Below are 21,636 nucleotides of genomic sequence, written 5' to 3' on the forward strand. Positions count from 1 at the left end.
TGGGCAGGAAAGATCAATCCAGGGAGGACATCATGCAGAACAGGCGCAATCTCCTGAAAGCCTCGGCCGTGCTGGCCGGCGGCGCGGTCTCCGGATTTCCCTTCATCGCCAGAGCGCAGAGCGCACGCATCTTGCGCTTCAGCCACACCGACACCTCGGTCGGTGCGGCACATGACGCCGCGACGCGCTTCGCGGAGGCAGTCGAGAAATACACCTCCGGCCGCTGCAAGGTGCAGGTCTTTCATTCCGGCCAGCTCGCGAACGACGCCAAATCCCTAGACCAGCTCCAGCTCGGCGGCCTCGACTTCGCCCTGACCGGCGTTGTGACCTTCACGCCGCATGTGAAGGACCTCTCGCTGATCGCGCTGCCCTATCTCGCCGAGAACTACGAGCAGGGCTGGAAGCTCTACGACACCTCGAAATTCATCAAGCAGCAGGCCGATCTGCTGCCGGCCAAGGGCATGCGGATCATCGGCAACTGGGAGGCCGGTTTCCGCAGCTTCACCACCAATTTCCCCCTCAACAGTCCGGCCGATGCCAAGGGCAGGAAGCTGCGCATCGCGCCCGTCGAGATGATCCGCTGGATCATGGAATCGATCGGCTTCTCGCCGGTCGTCATGCCAGTGACCGAGGTCTATCTCGCGATCCAGCAGAATACCGTGTCGGGCCAGGAGAACCCGATCGACACGATCTTCTCGCAGCGCTTCTACGAGGTGGCGAAGCACGTCACCCTGTCGCAGCATGTCTACTCGCCGCGCTGGCTCGCCATGGCCGAGCGGACCTTCAAGGGGCTGAGCCCGGCCGATCAGGAGGGCGTGCTGAAGGCCGCGAAGGAAGCGGGCGACTGGAACCGCCGCGAAGTGCGCGCCAATGACGACAGGCTGCTGGCCGAGATGACCGCCAAGGGCGCAACCATCGCCAAGCCCGATCTCGCCCTCTGGCGCAAGGCGAGCGAGGGCGCCTATGAGCGGGCACGCAAGGAGTTCGGCGCGGCGGCGGTCGACCAGATGCTCGGCGAGGCCGCCGAGATCCGCAAGAGCATGAGCTGACCCGGGCTGCGGGGCGGAGGCCGGCATGCGTTTCCTCTATCGTCCCGACCTTCCCGAGCCGGCGCCGCTGCGCTGGCTCGGCGACCTGGTCGATCTCGCCGTGACGTTGCTGGCCGCGATGCTGCTCGTCGTGATGTTCGCGAATGTCGCCGCGCGCGTCGCGTTGAACAGCGATCTCGCCTGGAACACCGAGTTCGGCGAGTTCGTGCTGCTCTGGGCGACCTTCCTCGGCGGGGCGTCCGCGGCCCGACGCGGCGCCCATATGCGCATCACCGAGTTCACAGAGAAGATGCCGCCGAGGCTGCAGCAGGTCGTCGAGATCGCGACGCGCCTCGGCGTCATCGGGCTGCTTTGCCTGCTCATCGGCTACGGCCTCAGCATCACCGAGCGCACAATGGGCCAGGAGCTGACCGTGATGCATGTCCCGATGGGACTGCAATACCTCGCCATGCCGGTCGGTTCGGCGCTGGCGCTCGTCTTCGTCATCTACGAGACGATCCTGCTCGCCCGCGGCAAGCCGATCCCGCAAGAAGCCTTTCAGGATTGACGCCATGGTGCTCGCAGTCATCTGCGCGGTCTTCTTCGCGCTCGCCCTGCTCGGCATGCCGCTGGTCTGGGCGCTGCTGCTCACGACAGTCGCGACGATCGGGATTTTCGGTCAGGGATACCCGCTCGAGGCGATCTTCCTGTCCTACATCTCCAGCGTCGAGCCGCTGCATCTCGCGGCGATCCCGCTCTTCATCTTCACCGGCGAGCTCATCACTCATGGCGGCGTAGGGCGGCGGCTGATCGACTTCGCGCGCTCGCTCCTGGCCTTTATGCCCGGTGGACTCGGGGTCGTGACGGTCTCCGCCTGTACCATGTTCGGCTCGGTCTCGGGCTCGGCCGTCGCCGACTCGGCGGCGATCGGCTCGATTATGGTGCCGCGCATGGCCGAGCGCGGCTATCCGCGCGCCTTCGCCGCCGCCTTGATCGCCGTCGCGGGAACGATCGGCGTGCTGATGCCGCTGTCGATCCCGCTGCTGGTCTACGGCTTCGTCGGCAATGTCTCGATCCGCGAGCTGCTGGTCTCCGGCGTTTTCCCGGCCTTCACGCTCGCCTTCGTGCTGATCCTGCTCTGTGTCTGGAAGGGGCGCACGCTCGGCTGCGATCTCGGCGGTGCGATGCCGAGCCGCGCCGACATCTGGAGGAGCTTCGTCGCCATCCTGCCCGCCTCGGGCATGCCGGTCGTCATCCTCGGCGGCATCCTCTCCGGCGTGTTCACGCCGACCGAGGCGGCCTCCGTCGCAGTGTTCTATGGGTTGATCCTGGCTCTGTTCGTCTATCGCGAGGTCAAGCCGGCGCAGGTGCCCGGAATGCTGCTGCAGAGCTTCCGCACCAGCGCCGTGGTCATGCTCGTCGTCGGCGCGACCGGGGCGCTCTCCTGGCTGATTACAGTCGAGCAGATCCCCGCCAATCTGGCGCAGGCGATCCTCGACATCGCCGAGAACAAGTACGTCTTCCTGTTCCTCCTGAACCTCGCCCTGATCCTGGTCGGTATCTTCCTCGAGCCGCTGCCTTCGCTGATGCTGACGGCCCCGCTGTTCATCCCGACCGCCAAGGCGTTCGGCATCGATCCGGTGCATCTCGGCCTGATCATGGTGTTCAACCTAGTGATCGGGCTCTACACGCCGCCGGTCGGCGGTACGCTCTTCGTCGCCGCAAAGATCGCGCGCGTCGGCATGGTCGCGATCTCGCGCGAGCTGATCCCGATGTTCTTGCTCGCGCTCTGCGTCCTCTTCCTCGTGACCTATGTCGAGGCGATTCCGATGGCTCTGGTCTGGTTCATGCGCGGATGAAACTCTCCCTCGCCGATGTTTCCCTGCTCGGTTCCGGACTCAGCCGGCCGGAATGCGTCCTCGCCACGGCGAAAGGAGATCTCTACACCGCCGACTGGCGCGGCGGCGTCGCCCATCTCAAGCCGGACGGTTCGCAGACGCTCTATGCAGGCACGACGGCCGACCTGCCGGAGGGGCTACGTCCGAACGGCATCGCGCTCGAGCCCGACGGCTCATTCCTGCTCGCCAATCTCGGCAGCGAGACGGGCGGGATCTGGCGCCTGACGCGGGACGGCCAGGTCTCGGCCTTCTGGACGCAGATCGACGGCGTGCCGATCGCGCCGTCGAATTATCTGGTGCGGGACCATCTCGGGCGGCTCTGGCTGACGGTTTCGACGACCCTGGTGCCACGCTCGCTCGACTATCGCCGCGAGGCACGCAGCGGCTTCATCGCCGTCATGGACGAGAAGGGCGGGCGCATCGTCGCCGATGGGCTAGGCTTCACCAATGAATGCCAGGTCTCGCCGGACCGGCGCTGGCTCTATGTCAACGAGACCTATGGCAGACGGCTCAGCCGATTTGCGTTGCGCGACGATGCGAGCCTCGGGCCCAAGGAAGTGATCTACGAGTTTGGCGAGGGCCAGTTTCCGGACGGGCTGGCTTTCGACGAGGAGGGGCGGATCTGGATCGCCGGCGTCATCTCTAACCAGTTGATGCGGCTGGACCCGGAGAACGGTCGCTGCGAAATCATGTTGAGCGAGTCCGATGCCGCCCATGTCGACTGGGTCGAGAAGGCTTATGCGGCCAACGCGCTCGGCCGCCCGCACATGGATACCAATCCGTCGACCAAGCTGCGCAACCTCTCCAGCATCGCCTTCGGCGGTCCCGACCTGCGCACGGCCTATCTCGGCTGCCTGCTGGGCGACGCGATCGGCGTCGTCAGGTTGCCGGTCGCAGGCATTCCGCCTGTACACTGGGGATACTGACCGCCGCGTCCCCTTTCAGCCAAGATGGCAACGTCTGCTCATGGCGCAGTGCGTCCAGACTAGCGGCCGAGCTTCGTAGCTCAGCTTATTGCGGCGCTTCAATGTGCCAGAGCTGGTCGACGCAAACGTTCCTTGCCTCTCAAGCTCTGGTACCGTCGTTTAGCTCGTGCCGGCGCGGCGCGCTGTTCAGCCTTTGCGCTGCAATGACCACTTCCAGCCTGTTGCGCGCGCGGAGTTTGGTCATGAGGCCGGTCATGTAGCCCTTGACCGTCTTCTCGCTCAGCGCCAGCGTCCGAGCGATTTCTCTGTTGCGCTTGCCGCAAAGGAGCAGGTGTACGATCTGCTCTTCCCTGATGCTCAACCGCGTACTCTCGGCCGTGCGCTTCTCCAGTGCCTTGCTCTGCAGCGCCCCGATGACCTTGGTCGCGAAGGATGGCGTGACGTAGATTTCACCCCGCCGCACCGCTTCAATCGCCTCGAAGAGTTCGTCGGCACGGCCGCTTTTCAGCAAGTACGCATCCGCGCCGGAATCGAGAGTGCGCATTGCATGGTCCGCGTCCGCAAGGGAAACGAAGGCAATGATCTTCGTGTCAGGCCGCTCCTTGCGGAGTTTCGTCATCGCCTGGAAATCTGCATCTGGCGTATTGAGGCCGATGATTAACACATCGACTTGCCAATTCGACGGAGACGCCAAGATTTCTTCGACGCTTGCTCCCGTTACCGTGACGGCAGAACCCGTTCTCCGTCGAAGAACGGACTTGATCCCCTCCGCCATAAGCGGATGTTCATCGACGATGCCGACCGAGATCACCTCGTGTCTCCGCTCTGCTCTTGTTGCGTAGTGAGCCAGGAGAGCTATTGCGTGGTTTAGAGGCAATGTAAACAAGGTGGTAAATTTAATGTTAATCGAGCGCCTGGCGTTGGCTAAGAAACTGCACTCGCGATGAATGTCCCGTGTTTGCTCATTCGGGGCAATGATCGATTTCAAGAATTTAGAGTTCAAAGCTTATATTTGTCGGATAGTTTTTTCTTCAGCTTGCGATCTGTCTGCTCTGATGAGGTCCCGGCGCGTCGCTCGATGACGGTCAATCGTCTGCCGGAACGTACTTCTGGGCCACGACGGCGGCTTCGGTGCGGTTCTTGAACCCTCCTTTCGAGAGGATGTTCGAGACATGGAACTTCACTGTCTTGACCTGGACGCCGGTCGCCTGCGCGATTTCCCGGTTGCTCAGGCCGTGAGCGAGGAGGCGCAGGACGCGCGCCTCGGCGCGAGACAGCAGGGCAAGCCTGGCCTGCACCGGATCGACCGCCTGAGGCTTGCGCATTGCCGTCAGAAGCTGGACCGCCATGCTGGGGGGGACGTAGCGCTCGCCATCTGCGATCGAGCGCACGATGTTGACCAAATCCGACGCAGACACGCCCTTGAGAACATATCCGACCGAGCCGGCATCGAGCGCTTTCAAGATGGTTTCCTGATCTTCGGAAACCGTCAGCATGATGACCTTCACTCTTGGCCAGCGCTTACAGATTGTCTGAGCTGCGTCGAGACCGCCTCCGGGCATCGAGACATCCGCCAGTGCGATATCGGGCGCGAGGCGCTCGACCAGATCGATCGCGTCGGCGGCACACGCCCCTTCGCCGACGACGCTGAAATCGTCGACCTCGCGAAAGGCCTGAACCACGCCGCTTCGAAAGAGCGAGTGATCATCGACGACGACGATCGATCGTCTGTCAGTGCTCAAGCAGTCCTCCGACCAGTTCCAGGCTCATCGAAATCCGCGTCTCCCCCGATTGCCGGAACTCAGCGGCGAAGGCTCCGCCGAGGCTCTCGATGCGATGCCGCAGCCCCTGCAAGCCGAGGCGGTCTCGGTCCCGCTCCACGGCATCGTGCTGGACGGCGGCGGCATCATTCGCGACCGCGACCGAGAGCAGCGTTCCGCTAAGCGTACTGCTGACGTACTGGCTGGCACCGGCGGCGTGTCGGAAGGCGTTGTTCAAGCCTTCCTGAACGAAGCGGAACACGCAAGCTCTCACTGCATCCGACACCTCGATGTCGACGGCGTCGATTGCCAGCGCCACCTGCACGTTGGTCCGCGCCTCATGGGCGCTCACTGCGCGCGTAACGACGTCCTGCAAGGGCAGGCCTGCAAGATCGGGCAAGAGGAGCCCCTTTGCGATCGTCCTGATCTCGTGCAGGGCTTGCGAGAGCACTGTGCCCAAGTGCTGGACCAGGCGGCCACGCGTCGCGGAATTGGAAGCGGCCGAGATCTCGTCCAGCTTGAGCTTCGAGAAGCCGACGAGCTGGGCCGGGCCGTCGTGCAATTCGGCGCCGACGGTGCGGATGAACTGCTCGTTGAGCTCCGCGACACGGGCGGAGGCGCGCTGCAGGCGCTCTCGCAGGCTCTGGTTCAACATCGCCAGGCGCTCCGCCTCGGCGATACGCGCTTCCAGGGCGGTGTGCTGCGCTTCAATGGTGCGGCTTCCGCGACGGACGATGCCGTAAAGGCCGAGCATGATCGCAAGTGTGCTTCCTGCCACGACCAGCCAGCTGCCCCAGCGCACATTGGCGAGGTCCTGCTGCAGCGGCTGGGTGAACTCATGGATTTCAGCGACACCCAGAATATGCCCTTCGACGCCGGAGCGTATTGGGCTGTAGATTTCGAGAAAGGGCGTGTCGATGTCCCGGACGCGGTGCTCGCCGGCGCGCAGATCCGCATAGTCGGCGACGACCTCGCCCTTCAGCGCGCGCGAAAGTCCGGCGGATCGCGGAAAGCGCTGCCCGATGATCTGGGTCGAGTTCGAATAGGCGACGGTTCCGTCGGGCTTCCAGATCTCGAAATAGGGGAAGCGATCCTTCAACTGCTCACTCGACAGAAGGGCATCGAGCCTGGCGGATGATGCCGGCGACAGGTGACCGGCACTCGCGAGTTCATCGGTAAAGGGGGCAACCAGGCTCTGCATGAAAAGCGCCGTGGCGGCCGCTTTGTGATTGATCGTGCTGCGCGCGACGAGAGTGCTGATCACGTAGCCGGCAAACAGCATCGCTACCAAGAGCAGCAGACCGCCTGCGACCAGGAACTGGGCGGACAAGCTGCCGAGTGGACGCTTTTCCGGAGTAGCTCGGCCGCGGCCCAGACCACCGCGAAAACCTGGTCTCACCTCATCCTCCGTCTTGCGGCCACGCCCGGAGCGCTTCGCGCCAAACTGGTCCAAAGACCAGAAACGCCACTGGACCACGGTTCAGATTTGGCAGTGTTCTTAAGTCGTTTTCTTGCCACCAGATTTGGTCTCGAAATTGATCGGACCTATTTCTCTCACCAGCTCTGTTTAGTTACCGCACTATCTCGCTAACGAAGGATTAATCTGCCGCCGTCGTGCCGACGTCGGTGAACTTATTCCATATTCGATTTGTCTTCGTGAGCGAGGGTGTGATGAAACTCAACACGCATGACCTGCAATTCATCCTGAAGCAGATCAAGATCTCCGAAGCTCATACCGATGGGGCCTCGCTCACAGATCTCGTCGACAACCCGCTCGTTCCCTATGGCCTGCGGACGGTCGATGGCTCGTGGAACAACCTCACCCCCGGGCGCGAATGGGTTGGCTCATCCGACCAGATCATGCCGCGGTTGCTCGACCCGGTCTTCCATGACGCTGAGACAGCCCCTGCCGGCCTCCATGGTCCGGGATCGCCCGCGGGAGCCACACAGACCAGCTACGAGCAGACCTCCGGAAACGTCTACGATTCCCAGCCGCGCCTGATCTCGAACCTGATCTCCGACCAGACCCTTGCCAATCCGGCGACGATCATCTCCGCGCTGATGAATCTCGGTCATGAGGACCCTTACGCCTTCCTCGCGATCGCAGCGAACAAGGCGGTCTATGACGGGGCGGTGTCGGCCTACGAGACCTATGCGGCGGCCGAGAAGGGCGTGGCGACGGCGAAGCAGGCGCTGGCGAACCTCTACTACGGTCCGCCACCCGCCGCCGCGACGGTTGCCGCGATGCAGGCCGTGATCCAGGCCGCCGAAGCCGTGCTCGACACCGCCACCGACGCCAAGGACGACGCCTACGCGGCTCTCGAGGCGACGCTCGGCGTGACCATGGAGGGCGACTCGGTCCTGATTCCGAACGTCGCGCCCGATCTCGGCGACACGGCTCCGTTCAATGGCTTCTTCACGCTGTTCGGCCAGTTCTTCGACCATGGCCTCGACCTCGTCAGCAAGGGCGGCGCCGGCACGGTCTACATCCCGCTCCAGCCCGACGATCCGCTCTACGTGCCGGGCAGCGCCACCAACTTTATGGTGCTGACCCGCGCGACGCCCGTCATGGGGGCCGGCGCTGATGGTCAGCTCGGGACCGCGGACGACACGCGCGACCACAACAACGAGACGACGCCCTGGATCGACCTGAACCAGGTCTACACCTCGAACCCGTCGCATCAGGTCTTTCTGCGTGAATACGCACTGGTCGATGGCAAGCCCGTCGCGACCGGCCGCATGCTCGAGGGCGCCAGCGGTGGCCCTGCGACCTGGGCTGACGTCAAGACCCAGGCAGCCGAGATGCTGGGCATCCAGCTGACCGACATGGACGTGCTGCGGGTTCCCGCGGTGCTGACCGACCTCTATGGCGAGTTCGTCCGCGGCGCGAACGGCCTGCCGCAACTCGTGACGGCGTCCGGTCCCGTCGAAGGCGTCCTCGGCGCTCCGGTCGCGGCTTCGCAGGCATTTTCAGCCGGACGGGCCTTCCTCAACGACATCGCCCACAGCGCGGTGCCGTCAGGCCCCGTCGACCATGACCGCAATCCGGATACGCCGGCCGTCGAGGTGCTGCCCGACGCCGACAATATCGCCGGCAACGTCATCACCCCCAACATGTACGGTATCGCCACGACCTACGACGACGAACTGCTCGATGCGCATTTCATCGTCGGCGACGGGCGCGGCAACGAGAACATCGGCCTGACTTCGGTGCACCAGATCTTCCACGCCGAACACAATCTGCGCGTGGAGCAGATCAAGCACGAGCTGTTCACAGCGGAGAACGCCAGCGTCGCGTTCCTCAACGAGTGGCTGGTGACCGACCTGACCCAGGAGCAGTTCAACACCGCCAGGGCCCAGTTGCTGGCGCTGGAGAATGCCCCGACGCCGAATGAACAGGCGATCGACGCCTTCTATGCCGGCTTCGCCTGGGATGGCGAGCGCGTGTTTCAGGCCGCCCGCTTCTCGACCGAGATGGTCTACCAGCATCTCGTCTTCGAGGAATTCGGCCGGGCGGTCGCACCGGACGTCGACCCGTTCCTGTTCTCGAACACGACCACCGTCGATGGCGCCATCGTCGCCGAGTTCGCCCATGTGGTCTACCGCTTTGGCCATTCGATGCTGACCGACACGGTCGACATCCTCAAGGCCGGTCCGGGCGGTGTCCCCGTCGCCTCGGAGATCGGGCTGATCGAGGCCTTCCTCAATCCGATCGCGTTCAATGCGGCGGGCACCAGCGCTGAAGACGCCTCCGCCGCGATCCTGCGCGGCATGATGCGCCAGACTGGCAACGAGATCGACGAGCACCTCACCGATGCGTTGCGCAACAACCTCGTCGGCCTGCCGCTCGATCTCGGCACCATCAACATCGCCCGCGCCCGAGAGACGGGCGTGCCGTCGCTCAACGAAGCGCGCCGGCAGTTCTACGAGGACAGCCAGGACAGCCGGGTCAAGCCCTATGAGAGCTGGTTCGACTTCGCCCTGTCGATGAAGAATCCGGCGTCGCTGATCAACTTCATCGCCGCCTACGGCACGCATTCGACGATCACCTCGGCGACGACGCTCGAGGACAAGCGCGAGGCCGCGACCCTCCTGGTGATGGGCGGGGCAGGGGCGCCTGCCGACCGGCTCGCCTTCCTCAACGGCGGCGGTGCCTGGGCCAATGGAGCGGATGGCGCGACCATCACCGGCCTGGACCGTGTCGACTTCTGGATCGGCGGCCTGGCCGAGAAGAAGATGACCTTCGGCGCGATGCTTGGCTCCAGCTTCACTTATGTCTTCGAATACCAGATGGAGCAGCTCCAGGCGGGCGACCGCTTCTACTATCTCAGCCGCACGCAGGGCCTGAACCTGCTGAACGAGCTCGAGGGCGACTCCTTCGCGCAGCTGATCATGCGCAACACCACGGCCGGCGACGAGAACGCGCCGCATATCAACGGCGCCGCCTTCCAGACCGCCGCCTATATCCTCGAGGTCGATCAGGCCAGGCAGATCACCGGGCTCGGGCCAGACGGCAAGGCCGACCCGCTCCACACCAACCCGGTGCTGCAGGCGATGAGCCCGCTCGTCGTGCGCGACAATCCGGCGACCAGCGAGGTCGAGACCAACTATCTGCGCTACACCGGCCTTGAGCACGTCGTGCTTGGCGGCACCGCCCAGAACGACACGCTGATCGGCGGCGAAGGCGACGACACCCTCTGGGGCGGTGATGGCGACGACCGCCTTGAGGGCGGCTATGGCGTCGACCACCTTCACGGCGGCGCCGGCAACGACATCATCACCGACAGCGGCACCGATATCGGCGCGGCCGACGTGATCCACGGCGATGACGGGCACGACGTCATCACCCCCGGCAACGGTCTCGACCTGATCTTCGGCGGCCGCGGCAACGACTTCATCTATGGCGGGACCGAGGCCAAGACGGTCTCGGGTGGCGAAGGCAACGACTTCATCCGCGGCGGCACGGGCATCAGCTTCCTGGCCGGCAACGAGGGCGACGACTGGATCGAGGGCGGCGACAGTTTCGACACGCTGGCCGGCGAGAACTCGGAACTCTTCTTCAATTCCTCGATCATCGGCCACGACGTGCTGAACGGTCGCGGCAACGACAACGACTACGATGCCGAGTCCGGCGACGACATCATGTTCCAGGGCGAGGGGATCGAGCGCAACAACGGCATGGCCGGCTTCGACTGGGCGATCCACAAGGGCCACGAACAGGCCGCCGACTCCGACATGACGGTGTCGATCTTCCAGAACCAGCAGAACAACATCCTGCGCGACCGCTTCGACCTCGTCGAAGGCCTTTCGGGCTGGAAGTACGACGACAAGCTGGTCGGCCGCGAGGTCGTCATGGGCGCCTACGACGCCGACGGCAACGCCGCGGAAGTCGATCCGGACGCGCCGCTGGATTCCTACTCGAACGCGCTTCTCGAAAAGAACCTGCACCTGATCGATGGGCTGGACGCGCTGGTCGCCCATCTCGAACGCAGGACGGTCACGGTCGCCGGCAAGACCGAGACCATCGTCATGGATACCGCCGACGCATCGGACATCATCCTCGGCGGCGGCGGCAGCGACCTGATCGAGGGCAAAGCCGGCAACGACATCATCGATGGCGACCAGTGGCTGAACGTCCGCATCAGCATCCGCGATGACGAGGGCAACCAACTCGCCACCGTCGACAGCCTCGATGAGGTCATCCAGGGCGCGCTGGTCTCCACCTGGAATGGCCGGACCTTGCCCGAGCTGATGCTCTCGCGAGCGATCGTCCCGACCCAGCTCAACATCGTGCGCGAGATCCTGGATGGCGACGAGGATGGCGATGTGGACGTCGCCGTCTACTGGGACATCAGGGAAAACTACACTTTCACCGAGAATGCCGACGGCAGCATTACCGTCGAGCACGTCGAGCAGTCGGATGTGATCGATCCCGTCACGGGCCGCAACCGGATTTCCGACGGCATCGACCGGCTGTTCAACATCGAACGCCTGCGCTTCAGCGACGGTAATGGCGGCACGATCGAGTATCCGATCGAACAGCTGATCAATGCGCCGGCAACCGGCGCGCCGACCATCACCGGCACCGAACAGATCCTGACGGCTGACATCTCCGGCATCGCCGACCCCAACGGCGTGCCGCCAGCCAATGGCTTCGCCTATGTCTGGGAGGCCTCGGCCAACAACGGCACGACCTGGACGGTCATCGCCGGCGCCAACGGCCAAAGCTTCAGCGTTCCCACGAACCTCGTCGGCCAGCTTCTGCGTGTCACCGCGAGCTTCACTGATCTGGTCGGCAACGTCGAAACCGTGACCTCGATCATGACGGCCAGGGTCGGGAACACCGGCGGCAACACGCTGGCCGGAACGGCAGGGCCAAACCTTCTCAACGGCCGCGATGGCGACGATACGCTGACCGGGGCGGACGGCGACGATGTCCTCAATGGCGGCGGCGGTGACGACACGCTCAACGGCGGCGCGGGCAACGACATCCTGAACGGCGGCGCTGGCGCCGATACGATGACCGGCGGCCTCGGCGACGACACCTACTTCATCGACGACGCCACCGGAAACTCGCGCGATCGGATCATCGAGGCGGCGGGAGGCGGCATCGACACAGCCAATTCTTCCGTGACGTACACGCTGGAGACCAACGTCGAGAATCTCGTCTTGACCGGTACGGGCAACATCAACGGGACCGGCAATGCGCTCGCCAACGTTATCATCGGCAATTCCGGCAGCAACGAGCTGGCGGGTGGCGGCGGCGATGACATCCTTGATGGGGGCGCCGGCAACGACACTGCGGTCTTCAACGGCGACGCTGCGGACTATCTCGTTTCGGTCAACACGGCGGGGCAGCTGGTCGTGTCGGGCCCGGACGGCACCGATACGCTCACGAGCATCGAGGCGCTCGAATTCGATGACGGCACGTTCGGCGTCGTGCTTGGCACTGACGGCAACAACGACAATCTGAACGGCAACAACGGAGCGAACGGCAACCAGATCGTCCTTGGACTCGCTGGCAATGACGAGCTCAACGGCGGCGGTGGCAACGACATTCTCGTCGGCGGCGCTGGAAACGATGCGCTCCTCGGCGGAACGGGCACGGATACCGCCGCCTTCTCCGGGCCGATCTCCAACTACAGCCTCGGCGTCAATGGCACGAACATCGTGGTTACCGACACCGTCGGAAACGGCGGCACCGATACGTTGAACAGCATCGAGCAGCTCAGCTTTGCCGGGTCGACCTACACGGTCGTTGCGGGCACGACCGGAAACAACAATCTCAATGGCGGCAACGGCTCGCAGGCCATATTCGGCTTCGCAGGCAACGATACGATCGTGCAGGTCAGCAACTCGGGCGGCCGTGACCTGGTGGATGGCGGCGACGGCACCGATACCTATCAGCTGAATGGTTCGAACGGCGCCGAGACTTTCGTGGTCTATTCCCGTGCCGCCGCCGTCTCGGCCATCGCCGGGCTGTCGCTGGCGGCCAGCACCGAGATCGTCATCGCCCGCAATGGCGCGGTGATCGCCGAACTCGACAATATCGAGGAGATCCGGATCAACACCCTCCAGGTGACCAGCCCGGGCGGTGCGGGCGGGGGAGCGAGCGGCGGCGACACGATCCAGGTGGTCGGCGACTTCAACGGCACCAGCCTGAACTTCAGCACGATCACCATCGACGGCGGCGCCGGCGATGACACGGTCGATATCTCAGGCCTCGATTCCGCCCATCGAATCGTGTTCCGCTCGAACGGCGGCAATGACACGATCGTCGGCGCGCTACGGCCACAAGACGTCATCGAGCTGCCCGCCGGAGCGTCGCCGGAGGATTACGAGATCACGACCGACGCGAACGGCGTGACCACGATGACGAGCCAGTCGCACAGCATCTGCTTCACGGCGGGCGGTCACGGCATGCCGCAGTTCGGCTCCGGTCAGCATGACGACGATGATCATCACGGTGGTCACGACGACGATGACGACGATGCCTGCGGCCGCGACGATGACGACGGCGCGCAGCCGCAGCCCGCCGGTCCGCGTACCGGCACGCCGCAGACCGACGTTCTGGTCGGCACGGCGGGCGACGACAACATCGTCGGCTTCGCGGGGGATGACGTGCTGATCGGCGAGGCCGGCGACGATGCGATCTCCGCGGCCGAAGGCGCCGACTTCGTCGACGCCGGGGCGGGCAGGGACGTGGTCTTCGCCGGTTCCGGCGACGACCAGGTCTTCGGTGGCGCCGGCGACGACTTCCTCCATGGCGAGGCCGGCAACGACCGGATCTTCGGCGAGGCCGGCAATGACTGGATCATGGCCGGCGCCGGCGACGACACGGTGGTGGCTGGCGCCGGCGACGACGTGATCGTCGGTGAGCAGGGCGATGGCAACGACACCTATTTCGGCGACGATATCGGCGGCGGCGCCGGCAACGATACGCTCGACCTGTCCGCGATCACCGCGAACCTGACCGTCGATCTCGGCAACGGCCTGCTCGGACGCGGTAGCGCCTACAGCACGCAAAGCGGCAGCGACGTGCTCTGGGGCATCGAGAACGTCGCGACCGGGGCGGGTGACGACACGATCACGGCGAGCAGCGCCGTGAACGTGATGGAGGGCGGCGCGGGCAACGACACCTTCCGCTTCCTCAGCACCGCGGCGGCCGACGGCGACACGATCCTCGATTTCGAACCGGGCGACCGACTCGATCTCAGCGGCATCGACGCCAATACGGGGCAGGGCGGCAACCAGAGCTTCACTCTGGTGAACGGCCCGCTCACCGGCGCGGCTCAGCTCGCCGTGACCTACGAGACCCGCCAGGACGGCGACTACACGATCGTCAGCGGCAGCGTCGATGCGAACAGCGACGAAGAGTTCCGCATCGAGTTGAAGGGCAGCCACAACCTGAACGCCGGCAACTTCTCGCTCTGAGCGCCAGGCAGCCAGTGCAGGCGGGGGCACGCCCCGCCTGCCTCCACCGCGTTTCCTCATGAAATTCGAACTCACGGTCTGCCGCCATGGCAATGTCCAAAGGCCTCGCAAGTGCCCGCAAGCGCGATGTCGCGAAGCTGACGGAAGGGTTCCGCAACGCCTTCCTCTTCCTGTTCCTGGTCTCCGGCATCATCAACATCCTGGCCCTGACCGGCTCGCTCTACATGTTGCAGGTCTACGACCGGGCGCTGACCAGCGGCAGCGTGCAGACCCTGGCGGCGCTCTCGATCCTCGCGATCGGGCTCTATCTCTTCCAGGGTGCCTTCGACGTGATCCGCTCGCAGGTGCTGGTGCGGCTCGGTGCGAGGCTCGACCACAACATCGCGCCGATCGCGCATCGCGTCGCCATCGACATGCCGCGCTTCGGCTTCTCAAGCGCAGAAGCCCTGGAGCGCGGCCGCGACGTCGATACGGTGCGTGGCTTCCTCGGCAGCCAGGGCCCCGGCGCCCTGTTCGACCTGCCCTGGATCCCGCTCTATCTCGCCTTCGTCTACTTCCTGCACCCCTGGCTCGGCGCCCTGACGTTCGGCGGTGCCTTCGTGCTCGCCCTGCTGACGGTGCTGAGCGAGGTCGCGACGCGTCAGATCAACGGCACGACGCGCCAGGCCGCAATCGCCCGCAACACGATCGCCGACAGCAATGCCCGCAATGCCGAAGTTCTCAAGGCGATGGGCTTCGCCGATCGCGCGGCCGAGCGCTTCAACCAGGCCAATCGCGAGCATCTCGTGCTGCAGACGAAGTCGAACGATTTCGGCGGCACCTTCGGCGCGGTGTCTCGCGTGCTGCGCATGGTCCTGCAATCGGCGACGCTGGGGCTGGGCGCCTATCTGACCATCAAGGGCGAGCTCTCCGCCGGCGCGATCATCGCCGCCTCGGTCGCCTCCTCGCGCGCGCTTGCCCCGGTCGACCAGGCGATCGCCAACTGGAAGCCCTTCGTCTCGGCGCGCGGGGCTTTCCAGCGCCTGCGCGAGACCGTGGTGGCCCTCAGCCAGGCGAGCGAGCCGATGGCGCTGCCGACACCATCCCGTTCTCTCAAGCTCGAGAAGATCTCCGTGGCCGCGCCAGGGAACGGTCAGATCCTGCTGAGCGATGTCAGTTTCGAGCTCGCCGCCGGCAAGGCGCTCGGCATCATCGGCCCGAGCGGCGGCGGCAAGACTACCCTGGTTCGGGCCCTGACCGGGATCTGGCCGGTGCTGCGCGGTTCGGTCCGGCTCGACGGTGCCGAGCTCGGCCAATGGCCGGAGAACACGCTCGGACGCTCGATGGGTTATCTGCCGCAGGAGGTGAGCCTGCTCGACGCCACGGTCGAGGAGAACATCTCGCGCCTCGATCCGCAGGCCGATGCCTTCGACATCGTCGCGGCCGCAACGGCCGCCGGCATCCATGAGATGATCCTGCGCCTGCCCGAAGGCTACAAGACCCAGCTCGGCCCCCAGGGCGCCTCGCTCTCGGCCGGCCAGCGCCAGCGCATCGGCCTGGCACGGGCGCTCTATGGCAACCCGTTCCTGGTCGTCATGGACGAGCCCAATTCCAATCTCGACGGCGAGGGCGAGGCCGCTCTGAAGACGGCGATCGAGACGATCAAGGGGCGTGGCGGCATCGTGGTCATCGTCGCACATCGGCCGAGCGCCCTGACGGCGGTCGATCTCGTCGGCGTCGTGCAGAGCGGCAAGCTCGCCGGCTTCGGCCCGCGAAGCGAGATTCTCGGGCCCGCACTGAACCAGGTGGGGCCGACGCCGCAGCCGCTCCAGACCCCCGCCATGTCTCCCACCCCAGCCAGGATGCCGCGGGCGACCGAGCATCTCAACACCTTGCACGACCGGGTGTCGGCATGACGATCGAGGTCAGATCCTTCAGGCCCGAGGCGTCCCAGCTTCCCGCGGCGCAGGATATCTACCGAGGGCCGGCGACCGAGCCGGGTCCCTCGTCGCGCTGGCCCGCGGCGATCGTTCTGGCGCTCACCGCCGTCGCCGTCTACCTGAAGAGCATCTTTCCCAGCCTCGCCAAATCCGACCCTGAGCCATCCGCCAACCAGCCCGATCCGCAGGCGGCTGCGGAAAACCGCATGCGGCCGGTCCGCATTGACGAGGCACCGGCGGAGGAGGATAGGCAGCCTGAGGACGAGACCGGCTCACTCGACGACAAACCGGGCGAAACCGACCATCCGATCGGCTCCGGCGGGATGCTATCGGCGGTCGGCGGCATCGCCGATTTCATGGGCATTGATTCACCAGCGATCGATTACGCGCTGCTGCCGTTGCCTACACTCCAGCTGGCGAAAGACTTCGGTCTCGACTACGGCCGTGAGCGTGTCGGCAACGACAATGTCGGCGCTGCCTCCTTCGGTGGTTCGTCCGCGGGAGCCGGACTCCGTAACCGCGAGGACGTTGTCGACAGCGTTGCCGCCAGCAGCGGTCTCGACAGTGGCGCGCGGAGCAGCCTGCCGGTGGTCGTAGGTCCGTTCGCGCCAGTGATCGTCACACCCGATTCCGAGTCACGGCCACACGATGACGATAGCGATATCGACCCGCCGCAGCCGCAGGATCCGCCGACGGCGCGAAATCGCGCGCCGCGGGTGGCGGCACCGGTCGTGCTGGGCGATATCGGCATCTGCAAGAGCTTCCTGATCACGGCGGTCGCGCTCCTCGCAGGCGCATCCGATGCCGACGCCGACCCGCTCACGATCGTCAACCTCCGGGCCTCCTCGGGCCAGGTCGTCGCGGTCGACGGCGGCTGGGAGTTCAGGCCGGCCGAAGGCTATTACGGCCCAGTGACCTTCCGCTACGAGGTCAGCGATGGCGCGGCGAGCGCTGCGCAGGTTGCCTCGCTCAGCATCGTCGCCTTCGTCGAGCTGATCGGCACCGATGGCGACGACAGCCTCGTCGGCACCGAATGCGCCGATCTGATCGACGGGCGCGGCGGCAACGACACGATCGACGCGCGCGGCGGCAGCGACATCATCTTCGGCGGCGACGGCGACGATATCATCGACGGGGGAGCCGGCGATGACCTGATCCATGGCGGGCGAGGCGACGACATCATCCGTGGCGGCAGCGGCAACGACAGGATTTATGGCGGTGCCGGCAATGACAAGCTCTACGGCGGCGATGGCGACGACATTATCGACGGCGATGACGGCGACGATCTGATCGTCGGCGGTGCGGGCAACGACCAGCTCTCCGGCGGCGCAGGCAGAGATCACCTCATCGGCGGCCCGGGTAATGACATCATCCTTGGTGGCGACGGCGATGACATCATCGACGGCGGCGAGGGTGACGACAGGATCGACGGCGGCTCAGGCAACAACGTGATCTCGACCGGCTCGGGCACCAATACCGTCACCGTCTCGGGCAGCGGCAACAACCTGGTTATCGGCGGCTGCGGGGTAGACACGGTCCAGCTCGCCGCGGGCGACGATACCGCCAAGCTCGGCGATGGCGACGATGCCGCTTGCGGGGCCGACGGCGACGATCGCCTCTTCGGCGAGGGCGGCAACGACACCCTGTGTGGCGAAGGCGGTGACGACATCCTCGATGGCGGTGCCGGAAACGACAATCTGTCGGGCGGGGCCGGCAGGGACAAGCTCTATGGCGGCGATGGCGCGGACACGATGGATGCCGGCGCGGGTGACGACTACGCCGAGGGCGGCGACGGCAACGACGTGATGATGCTCGCCTGCGGCGACGACGAGGCAAAGGGTGGCGCGGGCGACGATGCCATGTTCGGCGGCGCCGGAGATGACGATCTCGACGGCGGCGACGGGAACGACGTCGTTGATGGCGGCGCCGGCCACGACCGCATCGAGGGCGGGCGCGGCAACGATACGCTGCGTGACGGCGCCGGCCGCGACCAGGTTCACGGCGGCGATGGCAATGACCGCATCGTCGCCGCGCTCGACGGCGACGAAGACTGCTACGACGGGGGCGAAGGCCACGACACGCTCGACCTCTCGCAGGCGCGACGCAGTGTCGACATCGACCTCGTCGAGGGCAGCGCGATCGGCATCGAGATCGGCCACAACCGGATCTTCGACCTCGAGGAGGTCATCGGCGGCAGCGGCGATGATCACTTCACCGTCGGCGCCAAGGCGATGACGCTGAGCGGCGGCGAAGGCTGCGATACCTTCACCTTCGATGTCAGCCTCGACGACGACGATCGCGACCTTGTTCACGATATCCTCGATTTCGAGGCGGGCGATCGTCTCGTCATCAAGCAGTACCAGATCCGCTCCGACTGGGACGATGACGACGATCGCGAGCGTGACCGCGAGGACGAGCGCTTCGAGCGGAACTACGGCGAAAAGGACGATGACGATCAGCCGTTCAGGTTTCGCATTGAGAAGATCGGCGACCGCGAATGGACCTTCGTCGACGTCTTCGTCGAGCAGCAGGATGAGCGGGATTTCTCCATCGAAATCCTCGGCAGCCACCGGCTCTATTACTACTGAACCGGCGGAATTGACGCGTTTTCAGGCGCCGCGGCGCCGAAGAGGGAGAGTAGCGTGACAGCCCACCAGGTCGATGCAGCCGATCCCGGCGACGCCGGTCGGAAGACAAACTTCCGGCTCGGGGCCCATGTCGTGGCGGGCTCCGCGCTCATGCTCATGCTCGTGGTCGGCTGCGGTGGCTGGGCCGCGACGGCCAATCTCAACGGTGCGGTGATCGCCCAGGGCGCGGTCAAGGTCGACCAGAACCTGAAGGAGGTGCAGCATCGCGACGGTGGTATCATCCAGGCACTCATGGTGCGCCAGGGCGACCAGGTCGAGGCCGGGCAGGTGCTGTTCAGGCTCGACGATGTCCAGATGCGCGCCGAGCTCTCGATCATCCACTCCCAGCTTGGCGAGAATCTCGGGCGCAAAGCCAGGCTGGCTGCCGAGCGCGACGACCTTGCTGCGATCCAGTTTCCGGCGGAACTGGCACAGCTTTCCAGCGATGCAGCGCGTATCATCGAGGGCGAGACGCGGCTTTTCGACGGCAACAGGACCAATCGCCAGAGCCGAAAGGAGCAGCTCGAGATCGGCATCGTTCAGTCTGGCGAGGAGATCAAAGGACTGGAGGCGCGGCACGTCGCCAAGGTCGAGGAACTGCGCCTGGTCGAGCTTGAAAAGCAGAAATACGCCGGCCTTTTTTCAAAGGGCCTGATCGACGGTGCGCGCGTCTACACAGTCAACCGCGAATGGGCCCGCCTGCTCGGTGAGCGAGGCGAGATCGACGCCGCGCTCGCCCGCGCGAAGCTGCGCATCAGCGAGGCCCGGCTGCAGATCATCGCGGTCGACGAGACCGCGCGAACTGAGGCCCAGCGTGAGCTGCGCCAGGTCGAGGCCAAGATCTCGGAGTTTGGTGATCGACGCCTTGCGACCGAGGACAGGCTCGCCCGCACCGAGATCCGCGCTCCGATCGACGGCACGGTCAATGAGCTGACCGTCTTCACCGTAGGCGGCGTCATCACGCCCGCGGCACGGCTCGCCACCATCGTGCCGCGGCAGGCCAGGCTGACGGTCGAGGTGCGGATCGCGCCGGTCGATATCGATCAGATCAAGCCGGAGCAGCCGGCCCGGCTGCGCTTCTCTGCCTTTGCCAAGAACACCACGCCGGAATTCTCCGGCAAGGTGATCCACGTTTCGCCCGCGACCTCTCGCGATCCGAGCAACGGCTCGACCTACTATTCCGGAGATATCGAACTCGAGAACGAGGCCCTGGTGGAGAACCGCAGGCTGCTGCCGGGCATGCCGGTCGAGGTCTTCATCCAGACGGAAGAGCGCACGGCCCTGTCTTATCTCGTCAAACCTTTCACCGATCACGCCAGCAGGATCTTCAGGGAAAGGTGAGTGCCGGCAGGCATGTTTGTGAGAACGACGGAGCAGAAAGGAACCTCGGAGAAGGCCTCCTGCAGGAACCGGTCAAGCGAAGTCGGAATTTCCCGGACACCGCGCCGGCGTCAGGAGGGAGAGTAGAGTCCGCTTTCCGACCACTTCCCAACCTCTGCTAATGGCGCTGTCTCCAGTGTCAGGTGAAGTGTTGGCAGGCGATCTGTCACTTGGTCGACTGGTGGTCAGATGCCGCTCCGCTCGGGTGCAGAGTTTCCCAAAACTCGACACATCGCATCTTTGCCAGGGGAAAGCGCCACGGCGCAGGAGCACGAGGCGCCGCCGGCCGTCACCGAAGGCTCGTCCTGGCCCTATCCGTCCGAGAATGCGACAGCGATGCTGCGCATGGCGCGTGAGAGCGGGCTCTCGATCGCCAGATGAAGCGCGCCAACGAGAACCACCGGCAGGCGCCGGACGAGGTCGAACGCGGTCTCGCCCGTCTCTGGTCGGTGATGAGCGGCTGCATCGAGCGGGGCCTGAGCCAGGATGGCGAATTGCCGGGTGGGTTGCGTGTTCGCCGCAGGGCTGCGCGGATCCATCGCCAATTGCTGGCCGAGCGGCAGAGCAATCGTGTCTAACCGCACGCCGCCTCGGACTGGCTCGGCGTCTATGCCATGGCGGTAGACGAGGAGAACGCGGCCGGGGCCGGGTCGTAACCTCGCCGACCAACGGGGCGGCCGGCGTCGTGCCAGCGGTGCTGCGCTATTATCGCGACCATTGCGTCGGCGCCGAGCCCGGCAAGGTCGCCGACTTCCTGCTGACGGCCGCCGCGATGGCCGCGGCCGGTCTCTGCGCCGCGCTGGGCGGTTCGCCCGAGCAGCTTCAGAACGCCGCGGAGATCGCCCTCGAGCACCATCTCGGCATGACCTGCGATCCGGTGGCGAGACCGGTCCAGGTGCCTTGCATCCAGTGCAACGGCATCGGCGCTATCAAGGCGGTCGCGGCCGCCTCGCTCGCCCTGCGCGGCGACGGCTCGCATTTCATGCCGCTCGACAATTGCATCGAGGCGATGCGCCAGACCGGCGAGGCCATGAACGCCAGGTTCAAGGAAACCAGCCTCGGCGGGCCGGCGGTCAATCTGCCGGAACGCTGAGCACGACCTTTCGCAAGCCGGACCTGATCGGCTTCTATGAGCAAACACGTGGCCAATGGAGACCTGGTTGA

The 21,636-nt window shown here is 65.2% G+C and carries 11 protein-coding genes and 1 pseudogene; 9 read left to right on the forward strand and 3 right to left on the reverse strand.

Going from position 1 to position 21,636, the window contains the following annotated elements:
• Positions 1–32 precede the first annotated feature (32 nt).
• The 4 genes from RKE40_RS15540 to RKE40_RS15555 are packed head-to-tail and all read left to right on the forward strand — an operon-like array spanning position 33 to position 3,852.
• Entirely contained in the window at positions 33–1,049 is a 1,017-nt protein-coding gene (locus RKE40_RS15540) for a TRAP transporter substrate-binding protein (protein ID WP_316019139.1), read from the forward strand.
• Between the two features lie 25 nt (positions 1,050–1,074).
• The gene (locus RKE40_RS15545) at positions 1,075–1,596 is read left to right on the forward strand and encodes a TRAP transporter small permease (RefSeq protein ID WP_316019140.1); all 522 of its coding nucleotides are present in this window, start codon (positions 1,075–1,077) and stop codon (positions 1,594–1,596) included.
• Between the two features lie 4 nt (positions 1,597–1,600).
• On the forward strand, positions 1,601–2,887 hold the full coding sequence (locus RKE40_RS15550) for a TRAP transporter large permease (protein ID WP_316019141.1): 1,287 nt from the start codon (positions 1,601–1,603) through the stop codon (positions 2,885–2,887).
• Complete coding sequence (locus tag RKE40_RS15555) at positions 2,884–3,852, forward strand: SMP-30/gluconolactonase/LRE family protein (protein WP_316019142.1); 969 nt, start codon at positions 2,884–2,886, stop codon at positions 3,850–3,852. The genes RKE40_RS15550 and RKE40_RS15555 overlap by 4 nt, the downstream gene beginning before the upstream one ends.
• Before the next feature lie 139 nt (positions 3,853–3,991).
• Here the strand turns inward: RKE40_RS15555 and RKE40_RS15560 are convergent, their stop codons facing one another.
• The 3 genes from RKE40_RS15560 to RKE40_RS15570 all read right to left on the reverse strand — a co-directional run bounded on the left by RKE40_RS15560 (position 3,992) and on the right by RKE40_RS15570 (position 6,942).
• A complete protein-coding gene (locus RKE40_RS15560; protein ID WP_316019143.1) occupies positions 3,992–4,663 on the reverse strand; it encodes a LuxR C-terminal-related transcriptional regulator in 672 nt (223 codons plus the stop codon).
• 274 nt (positions 4,664–4,937) lie between these two features.
• Positions 4,938–5,594: a response regulator gene (locus tag RKE40_RS15565; protein ID WP_316019144.1), complete on the reverse strand. Its 657-nt coding sequence runs from the start codon at positions 5,592–5,594 to the stop codon at positions 4,938–4,940.
• The gene (locus RKE40_RS15570; protein WP_316019145.1) at positions 5,584–6,942 is read right to left on the reverse strand and encodes a sensor histidine kinase; all 1,359 of its coding nucleotides are present in this window, start codon (positions 6,940–6,942) and stop codon (positions 5,584–5,586) included. Before RKE40_RS15570 ends, RKE40_RS15565 begins: the two co-directional genes overlap by 11 nt.
• A 341-nt stretch (positions 6,943–7,283) precedes the next feature.
• Between RKE40_RS15570 and RKE40_RS15575 the strand changes: the two genes are divergently transcribed.
• From RKE40_RS15575 to RKE40_RS15595, 5 genes and pseudogenes are all read left to right on the forward strand, one after another.
• On the forward strand, positions 7,284–14,546 hold the full coding sequence (locus tag RKE40_RS15575) for a peroxidase family protein (protein ID WP_316019146.1): 7,263 nt from the start codon (positions 7,284–7,286) through the stop codon (positions 14,544–14,546).
• A gap of 86 nt (positions 14,547–14,632) precedes the next feature.
• Complete coding sequence (locus RKE40_RS15580; protein WP_316019147.1) at positions 14,633–16,441, forward strand: type I secretion system permease/ATPase; 1,809 nt, start codon at positions 14,633–14,635, stop codon at positions 16,439–16,441.
• Positions 16,438–19,053 (forward strand): cadherin-like domain-containing protein, encoded by a 2,616-nt coding sequence (locus RKE40_RS15585; RefSeq protein ID WP_316019148.1) that lies wholly within the window; start codon positions 16,438–16,440, stop codon positions 19,051–19,053. Before RKE40_RS15580 ends, RKE40_RS15585 begins: the two co-directional genes overlap by 4 nt.
• A 54-nt stretch (positions 19,054–19,107) precedes the next feature.
• Positions 19,108–20,433 carry an HlyD family type I secretion periplasmic adaptor subunit gene (locus RKE40_RS15590; RefSeq protein ID WP_316019149.1) on the forward strand — a complete coding sequence of 442 codons (1,326 nt, stop codon included), beginning with the start codon at positions 19,108–19,110 and terminating at the stop codon, positions 20,431–20,433.
• A 336-nt stretch (positions 20,434–20,769) separates the two neighbouring features.
• Positions 20,770–21,565, forward strand: a pseudogene (locus RKE40_RS15595) (L-serine ammonia-lyase, iron-sulfur-dependent, subunit alpha); the annotation flags it as partial.
• Between the last annotated feature and the right edge of the window lie 71 nt (positions 21,566–21,636).

Source organism: Allobosea rubneri (assembly GCF_032464875.1).
In the GTDB taxonomy this organism is placed as follows: Bacteria; Pseudomonadota; Alphaproteobacteria; order Rhizobiales; family Beijerinckiaceae; genus Allobosea; species Allobosea rubneri.